This is a genomic window from Pseudomonas sichuanensis, from assembly GCF_024749065.1.
Taxonomy (GTDB): domain Bacteria; phylum Pseudomonadota; class Gammaproteobacteria; order Pseudomonadales; family Pseudomonadaceae; genus Aquipseudomonas; species Aquipseudomonas sichuanensis.
Map to the genome: position 1 here is coordinate 3,217,505 of NZ_CP087185.1, position 18,232 is coordinate 3,235,736.

Consider the following 18,232-nt stretch of genomic DNA (forward strand, 5'->3'; position numbering starts at 1 on the left):
GGTGATCCGTTGGTCAGTCAGCCAAACGCCAGGTAGTGGCGCCTTTGCTGTCTTCCAGCACCACACCCATGGCAGTGATCTGGTCACGGATGCGGTCCGACTCGGCCCAGTTCTTGTCGGCTCGCGCCTGCAGGCGTGCCTGGATCAAGGCTTCCACTTCGGCGGCGTCGACCTTGCCTTCGGCCCCTGCGCGCAGGAAGTCGTCGGCGTCCAGTTGCAGCACACCCAGCACATCGCCCAGCTCACGCAGACGACCAGCCAGGCCGGCAGCGGCCTCCGGGTCGCTTTCACGCAGACGGTTGATCTCGCGCACCAGGTCGAACAGCACGGCGCAGGCTTCGGGTGTGCCGAAGTCGTCGTTCATCGCGGCGCTGAAGCGCTCGACGAACTCATCACCGCCTTTGGCCGCCACCCGCGGCAGACCGCGCAGGGCGTGGTAGAAGCGCTCCAGTGCGCCTTTGGAGTCGCGCAGGCTGTCTTCGGAGTAGTTGATCGCGCTGCGGTAGTGGCTGGCCACCAGCAGGTAACGCACCACCTCCGGGTGGTACTTGTCGAGCACGTCGCGGATGGTGAAGAAGTTGTTCAATGACTTGGACATCTTCTCGCCATTGATACGGATCATGCCGCAGTGCATCCAGGCGTTGGCGTACTGCTTGCCGGTGGCCGCCTCGCTCTGGGCGATCTCGTTCTCGTGGTGCGGGAACTCAAGGTCGCTGCCGCCGCCGTGGATGTCGAAGCTCTCGCCCAGGCAGCAGGTGGACATCACCGAGCACTCGATATGCCAGCCCGGACGGCCAGGGCCCCAGGGCGAATCCCAGTAGGGTTCGCCCGGCTTGACGCCCTTCCACAGCACGAAGTCCAGCGGGTCCTGCTTGGCTTCGTCGACTTCGATGCGTGCGCCGATGCGCAGGTCTTCGATCTTCTTGCGCGACAGCTTGCCGTAGCCGACGAACTTGCCGACGCGGTAGTACACGTCGCCATTGCCTGGGGCGTAGGCGTAACCCTTGTCGATCAGGGTCTGGATCATCGCGTGCATGCCGGGGATATGGTCGGTGGCACGGGGCTCCAGGTCGGGCTTGAGGATGCTCAGGCGGCGCTCGTCCTCGTGCATCGCGTCGATCATGCGCGCGGTCAGGGCATCGAACGACTCGCCGTTCTCGTTGGCACGGTTGATGATCTTGTCGTCGATGTCGGTGATGTTGCGCACATAGGTCAGCTCATAGCCGCTCTTGCGCAGCCAGCGGGTGACCAGGTCGAAGGCCACCATGCTGCGGCCGTGGCCCAGGTGGCAATAGTCGTACACGGTCATGCCGCACACGTACATGCGCACCTTGTTGCCATCGAGCGGCTTGAAGGCTTCCTTGGTCTTGGTCAGCGTGTTGTAGATGTTGAGCACGGCGGTTCCTCAGCTACCCCAGGAGTCACGCAGGGTGACGGTGCGGTTGAACACCGGGCGACCCGGCTGGCTGTCTTTCAGGTCGGCGCAGAAGTAGCCTTCGCGTTCGAACTGGAAGCGGTCTTCAGGCTGAGCCTGGCCCAGCGATGGCTCGGCGCGGCAGCCGGTCAGCACCTGCAGCGAATCGGGGTTGATGTTGTCGAGGAAGCTGCCGCCGTCTTCGGTCTTTTCCGGGTTGGCGGAGCGGAACAGGCGGTCGTACAGGCGCACTTCGCACTCGACGCTACCAGCGGCCGGCACCCAATGGATCACGCCCTTGACCTTGCGGCCTTCGGGGTTCTTGCCCAGGGTGTCCGGATCGTACGAGCAGCGCAGCTCGACGATGTTGCCGTCGGCGTCCTTGATCGCCTCGTCGGCGCGGATCACGTAGCTGCCGCGCAGGCGCACTTCACCGGCCGGCTCCAGGCGCTTGTAGCCCTTCGGCGGCTCTTCCATGAAGTCGTCGCGGTCGATGTACAGTTCGCGGGCGAACGGCAATACGCGTACGCCCATGTCTTCCTTGGGGTGACGCGGCAGTTCGAGCTGCTCGACCTGGCCCTCTGGATAGTTGGTGATGACCACTTTCAGCGGGCGCAGCACGCACATGGCGCGCGGCGCGGTGCGGTCGAGGTCGTCACGGATGCTGAACTCGAGCATCGCCATGTCGACCACGCCGTCGGAACGGTTGGTGCCGATCATTTCGCAGAAGTTGCGGATCGATGCCGGGGTGTAACCACGGCGGCGGAAGCCCGACAGGGTCGACATGCGCGGGTCATCCCAGGCGCTGACGTGCTGCTCGTCGACCAGCTGCTTGAGCTTGCGCTTGGAGGTGATGGTGTAGTTCAGGTTCAGGCGGCTGAACTCGTACTGGCGCGGGTGCGCCGGTACCGGCAGGTTGTCGAGGAACCAGTCGTACAGCGGGCGGTGGCCTTCGAACTCCAGGGTGCAGATCGAGTGGGTGATGCCTTCGATGGCATCGGACTGCCCGTGGGTGAAGTCGTAGTTCGGGTAGATGCACCACTTGTCACCGGTCTGGTGATGGTGGGCATGGCGGATGCGGTACAGGATCGGGTCGCGCAGGTTCATGTTCGGCGAGGCCATGTCGATCTTGGCCCGCAGCACGCGCTCGCCGTCCTTGAACTCGCCGGCCTTCATACGGGCGAACAGGTCGAGGTTCTCTTCGACGCTGCGCTCACGGAACGGGCTGTTCTTGCCCGGCTCGGTCAGGCTGCCACGGTATTCCTTGGCCTGATCAGGGGTCAGGTCGCAGACATAGGCCTTGCCACGCTTGATCAGTTCAACGGCCCAGTCGTGCAGCTGGTCGAAGTAGTTGGAGGCATAGCGCACCTCGCCGGCCCAGTCGAAGCCCAGCCATTTCACGTCGCTCATGATGGCGTCGATGTATTCCTGGTCTTCCTTGGCCGGGTTGGTGTCGTCGAAGCGCAGGTGGCAGACACCGCCGAATTCCTTGGCCAGGCCGAAGTTGACACAGATCGACTTGGCATGACCGATGTGCAGGTAGCCGTTGGGCTCTGGCGGAAAACGGGTGACGATGCTGCTGTGCTTGCCCGCGTCTAGGTCGGCCTGGATGATCGGCCGCAGGAAGTTCACAGGGACGGCGGGGGCGCCTTTGGCAGCGGCGTTGGGCGCGTTGTCGGCAGTGGGCTTGCTCATAGTGTCCTTGAATGCAGGTAGCTGGCCTGGGTAGGCCGATTGAAACAAAGGGCCTATCATAGCCGAAGCAGTCAAGCTGCTGACAGCCGGGCGCAGACAAACTGACGCGATTTGCGCAGCTATTTGTCGCAGCCGCCGGTCTAAACCGGCAGAATGGCCGCCGCGCACCTTGTGGCATGTGCCGCGGCCTGCTGATCCTGCGTCAGCTAACCCGAGCGCCCTGCGCCCCCTATTCCCGATGCCTTGAGAGCGAACTTAAGCATGTCCAAAGTCAAACTGAGCACCAACCACGGCGACATCGTCATCGAGCTGAACGCCGAAAAAGCCCCGAAAACTGTTGAGAACTTCGTTCAATACGTAAAAGAAGGTCACTTCGAAAACACCGTGTTCCACCGTGTGATCAAGGGCTTCATGATCCAGGGCGGTGGCTTCGAGCCTGGCATGAACCAGAAGAAGACCCGCGCCAGCATCCAGAACGAAGCCGACAACGGCCTGAAGAACGACAAGTACACCATCGCCATGGCCCGCACCATGGAGCCGCACTCGGCCTCCGCGCAGTTCTTCATCAACGCCTCCAACAACGACTTCCTCAACCACAGCGGCAAGAATGTCCAGGGCTGGGGCTACGCCGTGTTCGGTAAAGTGACCGAAGGCACCGAGGTTGTCGACGCCATCGAAAAAGTCGCCACCGGTTCCAAATCGGGCCACCAGGACGTACCGAAAGAAGACGTGATCATCAAGAAAGCCGAGATCATTGAGTGATTCTGCTGATCTCCGATCTGCACCTGCAAGAAGAACGCCCGGACATTGTCCGGGCGTTTCTTGATCTGCTCGACGGCCGCGCCCGTCACGCCAAGGCGCTGTACATCCTTGGCGACTTCTTCGAGGCATGGATCGGCGACGATGCCATGACCCCGTTCCAGCAGTCGATCTGCCAGGCCCTGCGCCAACTGAGCGACAGCGGCACGGCGGTGTACCTGATGCACGGCAACCGCGACTTCCTGATCGGCCAGGCTTTCTGCGAAGCCGCCGGCTGCACCCTGCTGGCCGACCCCAGCGTGGTCGAGCTGGGTGGCGAGCAGGTATTGCTGATGCATGGCGATACCCTGTGCACCCGCGACCTGGCATACATGAAGCTGCGCCGCTACCTGCGCAATCCGCTGACGCTGTGGATCCTGCGGCACCTGCCGCTGTCCACGCGGCACAAACTGGCGCGCAAGCTGCGTAGTGAAAGCCGCTCGCAGACACGTATGAAGGCCACCGAGATCGTCGACGTGACCCCGGAGGAAGTGCCCAAGGTGATGGCCGCCCATGGCGTACGCACCCTGGTGCATGGCCACACGCACCGCCCGGCGATCCACAAGCTGGTGGTCGATGGGCAACCGGCGCGGCGGATCGTGCTGGGCGATTGGGATCGGCGTGGCTGGACGCTGCAGGTGGATGAACAGGGCTTTCAGTTGGCCCCGTTCGATTTCGCCTGAACCCCTATCGCCGGCAAGCCGGCTCCCACAGGGATGATGTATGGCTTGCGTTCATCCGGTCGGTGTGGGAGCCGGCTTGCCGGCGATGAGGCCAGCCCAGACAGTGCAAAACGGTTGCTCCCACAGAGTAGCGTCCATCCTGTGGGAGCTGGTCGGTGATGAGACTCACCGAGCTACTGAGCGCTCACCACCGCCGCCCTGTCCTTCTCGCTGATCACATACTGCCGATACTGCGGATCCGCCTTGATCTGCACCTCGGTGAACGGGATCACTGACAGCTGCTTGGCGGCAAAGGCGCGGGTCTGGTCACCGGCATGGGCCGAAGCCGCCTCGCTGGACAGTGAAAACGCCAACAAGCCCTGAGCCTGGGGCCCCTGCTCGGTGAAACTGACCACCTGCAGGTAGCTGGAACCGCTGACCACCAGGCGCTTGCCCGGTGCGACCGGCACACTGAGCATGGCGTTATACACCCCCAACTCCTGCGGACCGCCAGGCACCGGCGTGCCGTCGCTGGCCTGCTGGATCTGCCCCCAGCGCTGCTCGGCAGCGATGCCGGCTTTGCCAACCTGGGCCAACGAGGCCAGCGCAGCCTGGTGCAACAGTTTGCCCACCGCCGCCTGCTCCACCGCCAGGCCACGAGGCGTATGCAGCGGGTCGACCGGATCGAACGCCACTCGCCAGCTTTCGCGATGTTCGGCCAGCGCGCCGGCGATGTTCTCGAAGTGCACCAGGCCGATCCCAGCCTCCAGATCAGCCTTGCCATTCCAGGCCTGCAGGCTGGCGCATACCGCCGCGACATCCGTCGGCGCGCCTTTGCACCATTGCAGCAGGTCGGGCAACAGCAGGCTGGCCAGGTATACCTCGTCATCGAACACCATGCGCTTCAGGGCATCGCCGTCCAGCTTGGCGCTACCTTGCAGGCGCTGCAGGGCGAAGCGGCTGCGCATGCCCAGCGGTTGTTCGGCACGGCTTTGCAGCGGCGAGAAACCGGCCAATGGCTGAACGGGGTTGGCCAGCCAGGCCGAGTCATTGGAATGCTGCACAAAGTCGCTGCGCACCAGGCTCGGTTGCAGGCGCGCCGGGAAGATCCCTGGTTGTGCGGCCTGGGCGTCTACCTTCCACTGGCAGGCACTGCGCGAGCCGTCCAGCACCACCACCGGCTCGGTGACGCCAGGGTTGCCACAACGAGCCAGCAACTCTTCATCGACATAGGGCACCACTGACTGATTCAGGTACAGCGCCTGCCCCGCTGCGTCGACCGCCAGGGTGTTGACCCAGGGGATGCCCTGCAACTGCGCAATCGACGCTTGCAGCGCGCCCAGGCTGTCGGCGCGGTTGATCCGATACCACTGTTGCAGCACCCGGGTGTTTTCCAGGTTGGCGTCACGCAGCGCATAGGCCGCCTTGTTGTCCCAGTCCAGCCGGCCGGGCCATTGCACCACCGGGCCGAACTTCGACAGATAGATGGGCCGTTCGACCTGCTGCAGCGCGCCGCCCTCGCCTTTCACCGTGACGCTGACCTTCTGCTGCTCAAGCGGCAGCGACTGCCCATCGACCAGGTAACGGGTCGGGTCTTTCGGGTCGAGTTGCAGGCGGTAAACAGTGAAGTGCTTCGACGTGTCTACGGTGTGGGTCCAGGCCAGGTGCTTGTTGAAACCGATGTTGACCACCGGCAGGCCCGGCAACGCCGCCCCCATGACATCCAGTTGCCCGGGAATGGTCAGTTGCATCTGGTAGAAGCGCATCCCGCCTACCCAGGGGAAATGCGGGTTGGCCAACAACAGGCCACGACCATTGGCCGAGCGCTGCGCACCCACCGCAACGGCGTTGCTGCCACGGCTCATGGCGAACTGCTGCTGCCGGGCCAGGGCCACGCTGTAGTCGACCGTCGGCCGCTGCGCCGCAAGGTTGGGCGGGGTCGCCGCCACCACGGCCTCGGCGAACTGGCCTACGCCACCTTCGGCCAACAAGCGTCGGGTCAACTTGACCAGGTCCAGGCTGGTGATCGGCCGCACCCAGTCGCCCGCCCCGCACTCGGCGGGCAGGCCCTGGGCCCGACGCTCGCCCAGGGCGCGGTTATAGCCGCGGGCATAGCCGTCCAGCAGATCGCGCACCGCTGCCGGTTGGGCCTGCAGGAAGCCGCTGACCGCGACGGGGTTGTTGAGCCAGGTGAAGAACAGGTCGCTGGCGAGGTTGTCGCGCTGTTCCACGGTCTTGCCGTCGCCACCGAAGTAGCGGGAGCGTTCGCCGTTGACCGTCAACACCTCGTTGGCCAGCAGGCACAGGTTGTCCTGGGCGTAGGCATAGCCGATGCCATAGCCCAGGCCACGCTCGTCGTTGGCCAGGATGTGCGGCACACCAAAGCTGGTGCGGCGGATCTGCGCAGAGGCTTCGCCGCTAGCCTCGCGCGCCTGCGCCAGCAGGCTGGAGGCAACCAGGACGGCGGCGAGGCCAAGGCGCAGGGTAGGACGCGAAAGAGGGATCACAGGCACTCCTCGTGCAATCGGGGGGGTTATCCCGATCAGACGAATGGCCGGATGAAAATTTTACGCCCTCTTGCCTGCTGCAACGTCTTCAACAAGGCAGGTCAGATTTTTTTACCGAGGGACTGCAGTTTTGCCGTTCTCGTTCGTCTTAATAGGTGAGAGAGGCAACAACGATGAATCCGCTGCGGTCGATGAAAAGGAGCATTCGCATGCACAACCCACAACCTTCGCTACCGGCGGCGCGCAGCCCGGTCGGCACGCCCTGCGCACAGGAAGTGCGCACCGGCAACGAGCAGATTCGCGAGCTGCTGCGCGTCTACGGGCTGCGTACCAGCCTGATCCGCCTCAAAGTCATCGACGCCCTGCACAGCGCCGATCGAAACGGCCGCAGCATTGGCGTGCGTGGTGTTCACGCGCACCTAGAGCAGCTGGACATTCCGTTGTCGTTCCTCAGCGTGCGCGAGGTGCTCAAGCGGCTGTGCACCGAAGGTGTCATCAGCCTGGGCAACGACAAGTGCTACAGCCTCGAGCCCCAGGCCCGCGCCGTACTCGAGCAGCCCACCTTGCGTTGAGCGTACGGCCGGCCATGATCCGCCGGCCGGCCCGCCTCAGGGCTTGACCTTGCGCCGCAGGATCCCGTTGATCACCACCACGACCACCGCAACGGCGATGGCGATGAACTGGAATGTCTGCTCGCTGATGGTGCCCTGCTTTTGCAGGTGACTCAGGCCGAGCATGATCCCCAATACCACCAGGATGATCAGGATCGAATATTTCAGGCGCTGCACATGTGTCATCGGGAGTTCCTTGCGACATCGGGGACATGAGGCTCCCTTGGAGCCGGCGCCATGATACCTCGCTGCCATTTCCCACGCTGATATTCCTGCCGACCTACGACGCACGCCTCCCTGCAGGATCAGATTCGCTGCTTGCCTGACGCAAAATCACTTAGCCGGTCGACGCCCGGATACCTGGGAATATTGTTCCCCTGCAACTGCGTGGGGTGATACACCCAAATTGCCACCATGGAAGGTCTTCTCTAGGACTTTTGGGGCCTGTAGCGTAAGGGTGAAGAATTTTCATACATCAATTATCGCGATTGCTTTCAAACGTCGTGCCGACAAGGCTACAAGCGCCGGTCCGATTCGCGCCTAGCGACCCTTTCTGATGCTGTTTGAAAATCGAGGCAAGCCAAGCGCCCAGCCGCGCCATGGCAACCCTCGGCGCGTGGTCTACGCAAAGGCCACGTGTCAAACGATCCCACAGCTCAAGGATGCCTTGCGTGGACATGCCAGATCTGAACAACATCGAAGTAACCCAACTGCCTCAGTCGCTGCAGGTGCTGATCGAATGCATCGGCCTCGAAAATGCCTATCGGCTCACCTGTGAGTTCGGCGGGCGCCCCAAGTACATCCCCAAACACCGCTCACGTACCAAACTGGCAGATGTCTTGCCACCCGAAGCGCTCGACGCGCTGATCAAGCGCTTTGCCGGCCTGGCACTGGAGATCCCCAAAGCCGACCACTTTCAGCGCCAACTGCGCAACCAGCAGATTCAGAAGGAAAGCGCCAACGGCCTGTCACGCAGCCTGTTGGCCGACAAATACGGGCTTAGCCTGCGACAGATCGGCAATATTCGGCGCCAGGACTGCCAGGCTCGCTAAGCGTTGAACGGATGAATGAGACGACCAGAGGCGTCCGCGCCCGGCCACTGGTAGCCGGCGCGGACGAGCGCGAACAGTCAGAAGTCGCGCTTGTAGAAGATGTCCAGCGAGCTGGACAGGCCGCTGGCGGCCTCCAGGTAGACTTTCTTGCTCAGCTTGTAGCGCAGGGCAATGGTATTGGCAGGCTCGAACACCCCCACACCGTAACGCAGGCTCAGCCGTTCGCTGAGGTTGCCGCTGGCGACCACACTGGTGCTTGTGCCCGAGCCCTCGGTGTCGAGCTGGAAATCTTCGATCCCCAGGTTTGACGCCAGGCTGCCAGTGATCCCGGCACTGCCCGCCAAACCCAAGCCCAACGCCGCCTCGGCCAACATGTTGCTGTCTTCGCCTGAAGCACCCAGTGGCCGCCCCAGCACCAGGTAGGACAACGCCTGCTCCTGGCTCATCGCCGGCTCGGAAAACACCTTGGTGGTGGGTTGTTCGGCGCTGCCGCTCAGGCGAATACCGGCAATCACGTCATCCACCTGACGAATCGCTTCGATATCCAGGTACGGCTGGTCGATGGGGCCCGCGAACAGCAGGCGCGCCCGGCGGATGGTGAGGCGCTGGCCATAGGCACGGTAGCGACCATCGGAAAGGCTCAGTTCCCCGCGGGTATCGAGGTTGTCACCAATGTGCACGTGGCCCAGCAGGTTGGCAGTGAGGCCGAAACCACTGAACGACAGCTTGTCGCGGCCGACCTCGACGTCAATGTCCATCGCCACCGCCATGGGCGGTTTGCCCTCCTGCGTCTGGTGGCCAACGATCACCGTGTCGTCGGATACCTGCACCGTCGACGGCGGCAGTTCACGCACGGTGATCTTGCCCTTGGGCACCAGCACCTTGCCGGTCACCGCCAGCTTGTCGTCGACCAGGCGGATGACCAGGTCGGGCGCAACCTCGAGCACCGCGTAGGGCTCGACGGTGACGGGCAGCTGCTGGCCGCTCAGGCGCAGCTCCATGGCCAGCGCCTGGCCCCAGGTCATCTGCCCGGCCAGCTCGCCACGCCCAGCCTCGCCACTGCGCCAGTCGCCCTTGAGCTGCACCTGCTCGCCGGCGATCAGCGCCTGCAGTGAAAGAGCCTGCAGGCTCACCGGCAATTCCGCGCCGCTGACCTCACCACCGCTCAATGCCAGGTTGCCGTTGACCTGCGGTGCCAACAGGCTCCCCGACAAGCGCCCACTGCCATTGAGCTGGCCGGCCAGGCGCTCGACCATCGGCAGGAACGGCCGGGCCACCGACAGCTCCAGGCCGGCCAGGCGGAACTCACCGGTCAGCGGCTTGTTGCGCCCAAGCGGGTCAAGGCGGGTATCGAGGGTCAGCTCCCCCAGGCGCTCGCCACGAAAGTCCAGGCGGGTGTCCACCCGACGTGGTGCCAGGGTGCTGTCCAGGCGCAACACCTGATAGGGGAAATCAACCCAGCGCCCCTTGTCGCGCACGCGCAGGGTGCCGCCACCGGCATCGACACGAATACTGCCCTTTGGGCCGCTGGCCGGGATATCGAGGTTGATGTCGGCATTGAGCAGCCCCTGCCAGGCGAAGTCCTTGGGCAGCCATTGCGCCAGGCTGTCCAGCGGGAACTGCTTGAGGTGATAGCGCAGGCGCGGCTCTGGCGCCAGGCGCTGGTCCTCGCCACACAGGCTGGCAAGGCCAGCACGCCAGCAATGGGCACCGAAGTCCAGCTGGCCGGTGGCCAGGCGCTGCAGGCGCGCCGGGGCTTGCAGTTGCCAGTCCTGGCCACCGGCCTGGATACGCCCGCTGGCCAGGCGACCGCGCCAGTCGCCCTTGCCGAGGGTGCCGTCGAGCGCCAGGTCGAGCTTGAGCTGCGGGCCATCGAGCGCCAGGGTGGCAGACTGCTGGCGGATATCGCCCTTGCCCTGCACATCCAGGTTGCCCAACGGGGTATCGCCCAGGCGGATAGCGCCGGCCTTGAGCGTGAGCTGCCCACGCTGGGCATTGTCCAGGCGCGCGTCGAGGTCCAGCCGCTGGACACGGTTGTCGGCCTGCGCCAGTTGCTGGCCGTGCAGCGTGAGGCTGCCCTGGGGCGCAGCGAGGGTGCCAGCCAGATCCAGGCGGCCCTTGACCTGGCCCTGCAGTTGCGGCCAGAGCTGGCCAAGGCGCGGCAGGTCGAGGTCAACGCGCCCGGCCAGGCGCTGCTGCAGGCTGCCACTGCCGTTGATGCGGTTGTCGCCCAACTGCACCGCCAGGCTGCCCAGGGTCCAATGCTCGCCCTTGCCGTCGGCATCCACCTTGAGCACGGCTGGCTGGCCACGCAGGCGACCCTTGAGGTCGAGCTGCGCCTTGAGCTGCAATTGCTGGTTCTTCAGCTCGCCCTGGCTGCGCAATGGCCCGGCCAGGGTACCGGGCAGCTCGGCCAGCCAGTAGGCCGGGTCGAGCGCTGCCAGCTGCAGGTCGACATCCCAGGCCAGGCTGTCGGCAAAGCGCAAGGCGACGCTGCCGGCTGCCTTGCCCTGCCCTGCACTCAGCGCCAATTGCGGCAGCCGCACCTGGCCGAGGTCACCGTCGAATGGGCTGGCGACGGTGAAAGCGCCTGCCGGGCCATCCAGGTCACCGTTGAACGCGCCCTTATAGTTGCCATCGCGGTACTGCACCTGCGCATTGAAGCGTTTGAGGGTCACCTGCGGTGGCTGTTCGAGGGGGTACAGGCGCAACCAGGGGAAATCAAGCCAGTCGATGCTGGCATCGGCGCTCAAACCCTGCTGCCAGTCGGCACTGGCCTGCAGCTTGACCCGCTGGGTATCACTGGCATTGAGGTCCAGGGCATCGAGCCGGGCGCCCTTGGCGTCCACCTTGCCGGCCAGCACCAGGCCCACCGGGCCCTGCTCCGCCGGCAGCGTGGCCGCACCGGACAGCTGGTAGCCCTTGAGCAGGTCGCCCTGGGCGTCGAGCCTGAGCTGGTTGAGTTGCAGGGTGTCGGGCAGGCTGGCGGCGGGCTTGAACGCCTCGGCGCGCAGGCTCAGTTTCGCCGGCAGGTGCTCGGCCAGGGCCTGCAACTCGCCGTTCAAGCGGGCATCGAGGTAGCCACTGCTGCTGGCGTCCAGCGTCAGTGTCTGTTGCAGATCGCCCTTGGCGCTCAACGCCAACTGCCAGGGTTGGCCGTCCACGGCCGGCAGTTGCAAGGTGCCTTGCAGTTGCAACGGCCAGTTGCCTTGCGGTTGCAACTCGCCCTGCAGGTCAAGGTGCAGGTCGTCGCGCTGCAGTTGCAGGCTGTCGATCCGCAGGCCGGCCGCGGTCCAGTGCGCAGCCAGCTGCAGATTACCCAGCAGCTCACTGCCATCAAGCCGCAGCTGGCCGACCTTCACCTCGCCCAGTTCGATGGCCAGCGGCAGATTCAGCGCCGGCAGTTGCAGCGGGCCGCTGTCAGGCTCGCTTTCACCCGGGGCGAAGGCCATGTCGATACGCTCGGCCTGCAGACGCTCGATGCACAGGGTGGCGCGCAACAGGCAGGCAGGGGACCAGTCCAGCTGCGGGGCTTGCAGTTCGATCCGGCTCTGGCCGTCAACCCAGCGCAGTTGGCTGGCTTGCCAACTGCCACCCAGCTTTCCTGCGAAGTCGCTGACCTCAAGCCCCGGCACCAGCTCCATTACCCAGCGGCTGCCCGCCTGGCTACCCAGCACCAGGCCCAGCGCCAAGGCGATCAGCAGCAACAAGGCGCCAATAACGAGCAAGAGGGATTTGAACACACGCATCACAGCTCGGGCCCCATGGAAAAGTGCAAACGAAAACCACCGTCGTCGTCCAGCGCGTGGGCCAGGTCCAGGCGCAGCGGCCCTACCGGCGAGACCCAGCGCACGCCGATGCCGACACCGGTCTTGAGGCTAGGCAGTTCCAGGCTGTTGAACGAGTTGCCTTGGTCGATGAAGGTTGCCAGGCGCCATTTTTCGGCGATCGAGTACTGGTATTCGGCACTGCCGGCCACCAGGTAGCGACCGCCGATACGGTCGCCCTTGTTGTTCTCTGGCGACAACGACTGGTAGTCGTAGCCTCGCACGCTCTGGTCGCCACCGGCGAAGAAGCGCAGCGACGGTGGGATGTTCTGCTGGTAGCCGTTGGTGGCGCTGCCGCCGAACTGCACGCGGCCGAGGAAACGGTGGTTGTGGCCGAGGGTGGTCAGGCCTTTGAGCAGCACGTTGCCGTGCACCAGGTTGGTATCCGAACCCAACCCTTCCTTGGCCGCCTGCAGGTCGAACTGCAGCCGATAGCCCTGGTGCGGATCGATCCGGTTGTCGCTGCGCAGGTAGGCGAAACTGATCCCCGGCATCAGCAGGTTGCTCAGGCCCGAGTCGTCACCCAGGCGGTACTCTTCGCGCTGGTACTTGAGCGAGATCACCCGCTGCCAGCCGCTGGGCAGCTTGCTGTGCCATTCCGGGCCGACGGTCAGCAGCTTGCTCAGCGTATCGGTGCCGGCGATATCCTCGTTCTGGTAGCCGCCGGCAAAGCGCAACTTGTCGGTGAGCGGTGGGTCGAGCGGGATGTCGTACCACAGGCCGACGTTCTGCCGGGGCGCCGACAGTTCGGTCTCCCAACCGTAGCTATGGCCTTGCGGGTTGACCCAGTGGCGGGTCCAGTTGGCCTTGGCACGCGGACCGACGTCGGTCGAAAAGCCCAGGCCCAGGCCCATGGTGCGTGGTTTACGGGTGTCGAGGCGAACTTCGACGGGAATATCTTCGCCCACAGCGGCGGTCGGCGCGGCATCCACCCGTACGCCTTCGAAATAGCCGCTCGATTGCAGATCGTTGTTGAGCTCGGCGATCAACTCCGAGTCGTAAGGGGTGCCGGGCTGGAACTGCACCATGCGCTGCAGCAGGTCCTGGTCCAGGGGCGTGTCACCGCCGAAGTGCACCGCACCCAGGCGATAGCGTGGGCCGCTCTGGTAGACCAGTTCGATGTCGGCGACACCGGCCTGGGGGTCGACTGCCAGGCGCTGGCGGGTGAAGCGGCCACTGAAAAAGCCATAGCGCGACGCCTGGTTGAGGATCAGGCGCTTGGCATCTTCGTAATGCCCGTGATTGAGTTGCTCACCGGGACGCAGCGCCTTGCTGTCGGGGATGCGAAATGCCTTCATTTCGCTGGCCGGCCCTTCGATGCGCACCGTCACGTTGCGCAGGCGCACTGGCTCACCCGGCTCGACCCGGATGATCAGTTGCGGGGGTTTGTCCTTGTCACTCGGCGCCTTCACTTCGCTGTCGATGCGCGCCTGGTAATAACCCAGCGCCTGCGCCGCCTTGCGTGTCTGCTCCTCGGCGCCGCGACTGAAACGCAGCAGCGCTTCTTCATCGCGCTCGCCGAGGCTGCCGATATAACCTTCGATATTGGCCTTGAGCGGCTTGTCGGCGGGTTTCACCCGGACCAGCAACTCGCTCTGCGCCCATGCCATGGAGCTGGCGGCCAGCAGCAGCAGGCCCCAGCAAAGTCTTCCTGAATACGTCATGCGGCGCATGCTACCAGAGCGAGCCGGTCAAGGGTGCCGCCTGTCAATACCGGTCACACAACTGTCGCATTGGACGACGCCGGATTGGGATGAAAGAACACCCTTTCTCGGATTGGCCCTACAGCGACCTCACCAATCTCTTGATAGCCCTGGCGCTCATAGAAGGCCAGGTAGTGTGGATTGCCGGTATCCAGCACCACGCCCTGGGTGGCCGGGTCATCAGCACACCAGTCGTGCACCGCTTGCAGCAACTGTTCGCCGTAGTGCTTACCCTGGAGCTGCGGGTGCACACCCAGCAGCGGCAGTACATGCACCTGCCCGCTCGGCAGGCAACCCGCGAGCGCAGCCTGGTAGTCCAGGTAGCGTCGCGTGCAGCGCAGACCGGTGCCGAGCATCATGCGCAGGCGCCATGCCCAGCTGTCAGCCACACCCAGTCGACGTTGTGGCGGCACGATCAGTGCGATCCCGACCAGGCGGTCATCCACCAGCAGACCGATCGCCGGCAACTGTAGGTAGAAGTGCTGGCGCAGCCATTCGCGCACCAGCACCCGCAGACGCTGTTCATAGCCAGAGCGCTGGGCTTCGAACAACCAGGCAAAGGTCGGTTCATGGCGATAGGCGTGGTACAGCAGCGAGCGAGCCTCGCGGGCGTAGCCTTCGTCGAGCAGGCAAATACTGGCTGGTGCGGCTGGGGCGTCGGGCATCGCGGGCGGTCCTCCTGGAATGGGCGTGCAGTGCCTTGGAGTTACTGCACCGCGTATCGTTCACCACCCACAGCACGTTAGCAGCGCCAACCCTGGGTCGCCACGCTGGCCGCCGCCGGCGATGTCGGCTAGCATTCGAGGCTTTTATCAGGATTGTCTTTCCATGAAAGTCGTCTCGTTCAACATCAATGGCCTGCGCGCCCGCCCGCACCAGCTGGCGGCGCTGATCGACAAGCACCAACCGGACGTGATCGGCCTGCAGGAAACCAAGGTCAGCGACGAACAGTTCCCGCTGGCTGAAGTCGAGGCGCTCGGCTACCACGTGCATTACCACGGCCAGAAAGGCCACTACGGCGTGGCGCTGCTGTCTCGGGAAAAGCCGCTGTCGCTGTCCAAGGGTTTCGCCAGTGATGAAGAGGATGCCCAGCGCCGCTTCATCTGGGGCACCTTCGCCGACCGTAACGGCACGCCGATCACGGTGATGAACGGCTACTTCCCCCAGGGCGAGAGCCGCGACCACCCCACCAAATTCCCGGCCAAACAGCGTTTCTACAGCGACCTGCAAGTGTTGCTGGAGAGCCAGTTCAAGAATGACCAGCCGCTGCTGGTGATGGGTGATGTGAACATTTCGCCGCAGGATTGCGACATCGGTATCGGGGCGGACAACGCCAAGCGCTGGTTGAAGACCGGCAAGTGCAGCTTCCTGCCTGAAGAGCGCGAGTGGATGGAGCGCCTCAAGGGCTGGGGGCTGGTCGATACGTTCCGCCATCTGCACCCGGAGGTGGCTGATCAGTTCAGCTGGTTCGACTATCGCAGCCGGGGGTTCGAGGATGAGCCCAAGCGTGGGCTGCGGATTGACCTGATCATGGCTTCGCAGGGATTGCTGCCTCGGGTCAAGGCGGCGGGGATTGACTATGAGTTGCGGGGGATGGAGAAGCCTTCGGATCATGCGCCGATTTGGCTTGAGTTGGGGTGAGGGTTCGGGTTCGGGTTCGGGTTCGGGTTCGGGTTCGGGTTCGGGTTCGGGTTCGGGTTCGGGTTCGGGTTCGGGACTCAGTGTGTTTGTTTTGATAGATGTATGCGCATTCAGCGGCGATGGCGACTTTTAGTCACCTTTCCGCCCTTACGGCGGGTTACTTTGGTCTTGGTGTATGGACCGGACACATGGTGGACACGTGTGCGGAGACATGGTGGACACTTTTCGGCAAGCAATCTGCCGGGAATACGACCATGCCTTGGAACGCGAGAGATGCCATGAGCTTGAGAGAAGAGTTCGTTAACCTGGCCAATCACCCGGACGCCAACATGAGGGAGCTGTGCCGCCGGTTCGGCATTAGCCCTCAGACGGGTTACAAATGGCTCAACCGATTTCGACAGGACGGCCTGCCTGGCTTGCAGGAGCGCTCTCGAAAGCCGGCCGTCAGCCCTCGCAAGACTCAGCCTGGGCTAGAAGAGGAAGTGATTGCCATCCGTAAGGAGCACTCCACGTGGGGTGGCCGAAAGATCAGTCATCTGCTTGATCAGCGAATCTGTGCCAGCACCGTAACCAATGTCCTGCATCGGCATGGATTGATCACCGCAGAGGCCTCTGAGGCTGCTAAACCATGGACACGCTTTGAGCGCGAAGCCCCAAATGATCTGTGGCAGATCGATTTTAAAGGCTTCTTCCAAACGGCCCAGGGACCTTGTTATCCGCTGACGCTGATTGATGACCACTCTCGCTTCAACCTTGTGATACAGGCCTGCGCACATCAGCGCACAGGGTTGGTCATGGAGCACCTGACCGATCTATTCAGCCGGTATGGACTGCCTGCGCAGATCAACGCGGATAATGGCTCGCCCTGGGGAGCACCAAGAAATCCTGGAGAACTCACACCGCTAGGTATCTGGCTGGTTCGCCTGGGAATTCGACTGACTTTCAGCAGGCCAGGCCACCCACAAACCAATGGCAAGGATGAGCGATTCCATCGGACGCTCAAGGCCGAGGTACTGACAGGGCGCAGCTTTCGGGATCTGCGAGAAGCGCAGGAAGCTTTCGACCTCTGGCGGGGCATCTACAACTACAAGCGTCCTCATCAGCAACTGGACTACAAAGTGCCGGCAGATCGCTACCAGATGAGCAGGCGGGCTTTCCCAAGCCGTCTACCGACCATTGAATACGGTCCCGACGATATTCTGGTGAAGCCCTACAGCAGTCAGTTCCGCTTCAAGAAGCGCTCATTTCGGATAGCGAAGGCGCTAGCGGGCTATGTGTTAGCGCTCCGCCGTAGCGATCAAGGAGCTGACCATTTTGATGTTTACTTCTGCCAACACAAGCTGCGAACCATCGACTTCAACAACCCCGACGGTAAGCGATAATGTGTCCACCATGTCCCCGCACAGGTGTCAACGATGTCTCAAGTCCATACATCTTGGCCAAAGTAACCAAAGCCGCCCGCTCCCATCATACGGCCCCTGCGCTGCGCTCCGGGGTCCCCTCGCTCCGGTGCCTTCCGGGCCCGCGCGGCCTACGACTTGCTGCGCAAGTCTACATCTCGCGCCTTCGGCTTACGCCGAAGGGTGCTGCGCACCAGGGCCCTACAGTCACCTCCACTCGGCCTCCTGAAGTCGCAATTTGTGTTGCCTGGACTATCGTGCGCTTAGAAGCAAGAACAAGAGCAAGAGCAAGAGCAAGAGCAAGAGCAAGAGCAGTAATACGGTTATATATATTTGGCTGTTGTTTATGTGTAGTTTGCTCGACCCCATTGAACTTGCACGTTCACTGTAGGAGCGGCCTTGTGTCGCGAAAGGGCTGCGCAGCGGCCCCGGCAATCTATGCGATAACGCTGGGGCCGCTTTGCGGCCCTTTCGCGACACAAGGCCGCTCCTACAGGTACTGCGCAAGCCTGAAAGTTTCGCTCTAACTTGTGGGAGCTGCGGTTCGCCGCTGCGACTTGCCAGCGATTGCAATCCTGAGTTCCCAACCAATCCAACTAGCGACAGCTAACGCCAGCTCAGGCGCCGCCCCTAACTTCGCGACTTCAGGAGGCTGAGCGCAGGCGTCTGGAGGGCCCTGGTGCGCAGCACCCTTCGGCGCAGCCGAAGGCGCGAGATGTAGACTTGCGCAGCAAGTCGGAGGCCGCGCGGGCCCGGAAGACGCCGGAGCGAAGGGACCCCGAAGCGCAGCGTAGGGGCCGTATGATGGGAGCGAGCGGCTTTGGTTACTTTGGCCAAGACCAAAGTAACCCGCCGTAAGGGCGGAAAGGTGACTATGCGTCGACATCACAAATGAATGCGCATACAACTATCAAACCAACAC

13 protein-coding genes are annotated in these 18,232 nt (G+C 63.4%); 6 read left to right on the forward strand and 7 right to left on the reverse strand.

Going from position 1 to position 18,232, the window contains the following annotated elements:
- Window positions 1-13: 13 nt before the first annotated feature.
- Both cysS and LOY51_RS14535 read right to left on the reverse strand, forming a co-directional pair.
- A complete protein-coding gene (gene cysS / locus LOY51_RS14530; RefSeq protein WP_110994409.1) occupies window positions 14-1,396 on the reverse strand; it encodes a cysteine--tRNA ligase in 1,383 nt (460 codons plus the stop codon).
- 9 nt (window positions 1,397-1,405) lie between these two features.
- Entirely contained in the window at window positions 1,406-3,109 is a 1,704-nt protein-coding gene (locus tag LOY51_RS14535) for a glutamine--tRNA ligase/YqeY domain fusion protein (protein WP_125464271.1), read from the reverse strand.
- A gap of 261 nt (window positions 3,110-3,370) precedes the next feature.
- On the opposite strand from LOY51_RS14535, the gene LOY51_RS14540 reads away from it, so the two are divergent.
- Together LOY51_RS14540 and LOY51_RS14545 are read left to right on the forward strand one after the other, a co-directional pair.
- Entirely contained in the window at window positions 3,371-3,871 is a 501-nt protein-coding gene (locus tag LOY51_RS14540) for a peptidylprolyl isomerase (protein ID WP_258641734.1), read from the forward strand.
- Window positions 3,868-4,590 (forward strand): UDP-2,3-diacylglucosamine diphosphatase, encoded by a 723-nt coding sequence (locus LOY51_RS14545; protein WP_125858837.1) that lies wholly within the window; start codon window positions 3,868-3,870, stop codon window positions 4,588-4,590. The genes LOY51_RS14540 and LOY51_RS14545 overlap by 4 nt, the downstream gene beginning before the upstream one ends.
- A 173-nt stretch (window positions 4,591-4,763) precedes the next feature.
- On the opposite strand, the gene pvdQ is transcribed toward LOY51_RS14545, so the two are convergent.
- Window positions 4,764-7,076, reverse strand: a complete 2,313-nt coding sequence (gene pvdQ / locus LOY51_RS14550; protein WP_125858838.1) for a bifunctional acylase PvdQ — start codon at window positions 7,074-7,076, stop codon at window positions 4,764-4,766.
- A gap of 209 nt (window positions 7,077-7,285) precedes the next feature.
- Between pvdQ and LOY51_RS14555 the strand changes: the two genes are divergently transcribed.
- Window positions 7,286-7,648: a fe2+ zn2+ uptake regulation protein gene (locus tag LOY51_RS14555; protein ID WP_125464275.1), complete on the forward strand. Its 363-nt coding sequence runs from the start codon at window positions 7,286-7,288 to the stop codon at window positions 7,646-7,648.
- Window positions 7,649-7,684: 36 nt separating this feature from the next.
- Here the strand turns inward: LOY51_RS14555 and LOY51_RS14560 are convergent, their stop codons facing one another.
- Window positions 7,685-7,873: a hypothetical protein gene (locus tag LOY51_RS14560; RefSeq protein WP_110994403.1), complete on the reverse strand. Its 189-nt coding sequence runs from the start codon at window positions 7,871-7,873 to the stop codon at window positions 7,685-7,687.
- A 485-nt stretch (window positions 7,874-8,358) separates the two neighbouring features.
- Here LOY51_RS14560 and LOY51_RS14565 point away from each other — a divergent pair, with 485 nt between their 5' ends.
- A complete protein-coding gene (locus LOY51_RS14565) occupies window positions 8,359-8,739 on the forward strand; it encodes a Mor transcription activator family protein (protein WP_125858839.1) in 381 nt (126 codons plus the stop codon).
- Window positions 8,740-8,816: 77 nt separating this feature from the next.
- On the opposite strand, the gene LOY51_RS14570 is transcribed toward LOY51_RS14565, so the two are convergent.
- The 3 genes from LOY51_RS14570 to LOY51_RS14580 are packed head-to-tail and all read right to left on the reverse strand — an operon-like array spanning window position 8,817 to window position 14,934.
- Window positions 8,817-12,491, reverse strand: coding sequence for a translocation/assembly module TamB domain-containing protein (locus LOY51_RS14570; RefSeq protein ID WP_374046849.1), 3,675 nt, complete (start codon window positions 12,489-12,491; stop codon window positions 8,817-8,819).
- Window positions 12,488-14,230 (reverse strand): autotransporter assembly complex protein TamA, encoded by a 1,743-nt coding sequence (locus tag LOY51_RS14575; protein ID WP_258641740.1) that lies wholly within the window; start codon window positions 14,228-14,230, stop codon window positions 12,488-12,490. The genes LOY51_RS14570 and LOY51_RS14575 overlap by 4 nt, the downstream gene beginning before the upstream one ends.
- Before the next feature lie 53 nt (window positions 14,231-14,283).
- On the reverse strand, window positions 14,284-14,934 hold the full coding sequence (locus LOY51_RS14580) for a GNAT family N-acetyltransferase (RefSeq protein WP_258641742.1): 651 nt from the start codon (window positions 14,932-14,934) through the stop codon (window positions 14,284-14,286).
- Between the two features lie 163 nt (window positions 14,935-15,097).
- Between LOY51_RS14580 and xthA the strand changes: the two genes are divergently transcribed.
- The gene (gene xthA / locus LOY51_RS14585; protein ID WP_125464280.1) at window positions 15,098-15,910 is read left to right on the forward strand and encodes an exodeoxyribonuclease III; all 813 of its coding nucleotides are present in this window, start codon (window positions 15,098-15,100) and stop codon (window positions 15,908-15,910) included.
- A gap of 254 nt (window positions 15,911-16,164) precedes the next feature.
- Window positions 16,165-17,292 carry an IS481 family transposase gene (locus tag LOY51_RS14590; protein WP_258641705.1) on the forward strand — a complete coding sequence of 376 codons (1,128 nt, stop codon included), beginning with the start codon at window positions 16,165-16,167 and terminating at the stop codon, window positions 17,290-17,292.
- Window positions 17,293-18,232 lie beyond the last annotated feature (940 nt).

What these genes read in the sequence shown, in the direction of transcription:
- LOY51_RS14535 (WP_125464271.1), bottom strand. Translation starts at nt 3,109, where the DNA reads ATGAGCAAGCCCACTGCCGACAACGCGCCCAACGCCGCTGCCAAAGGC.
- LOY51_RS14540 (WP_258641734.1), top strand. Translation starts at nt 3,371, where the DNA reads ATGTCCAAAGTCAAACTGAGCACCAACCACGGCGACATCGTCATCGAG.
- LOY51_RS14555 (WP_125464275.1), top strand. Translation starts at nt 7,286, where the DNA reads ATGCACAACCCACAACCTTCGCTACCGGCGGCGCGCAGCCCGGTCGGC.
- LOY51_RS14560 (WP_110994403.1), bottom strand. Translation starts at nt 7,873, where the DNA reads ATGACACATGTGCAGCGCCTGAAATATTCGATCCTGATCATCCTGGTG.
- LOY51_RS14575 (WP_258641740.1), bottom strand. Translation starts at nt 14,230, where the DNA reads ATGACGTATTCAGGAAGACTTTGCTGGGGCCTGCTGCTGCTGGCCGCC.
- LOY51_RS14580 (WP_258641742.1), bottom strand. Translation starts at nt 14,934, where the DNA reads ATGCCCGACGCCCCAGCCGCACCAGCCAGTATTTGCCTGCTCGACGAA.
- xthA (WP_125464280.1), top strand. Translation starts at nt 15,098, where the DNA reads ATGAAAGTCGTCTCGTTCAACATCAATGGCCTGCGCGCCCGCCCGCAC.
- LOY51_RS14590 (WP_258641705.1), top strand. Translation starts at nt 16,165, where the DNA reads ATGCCTTGGAACGCGAGAGATGCCATGAGCTTGAGAGAAGAGTTCGTT.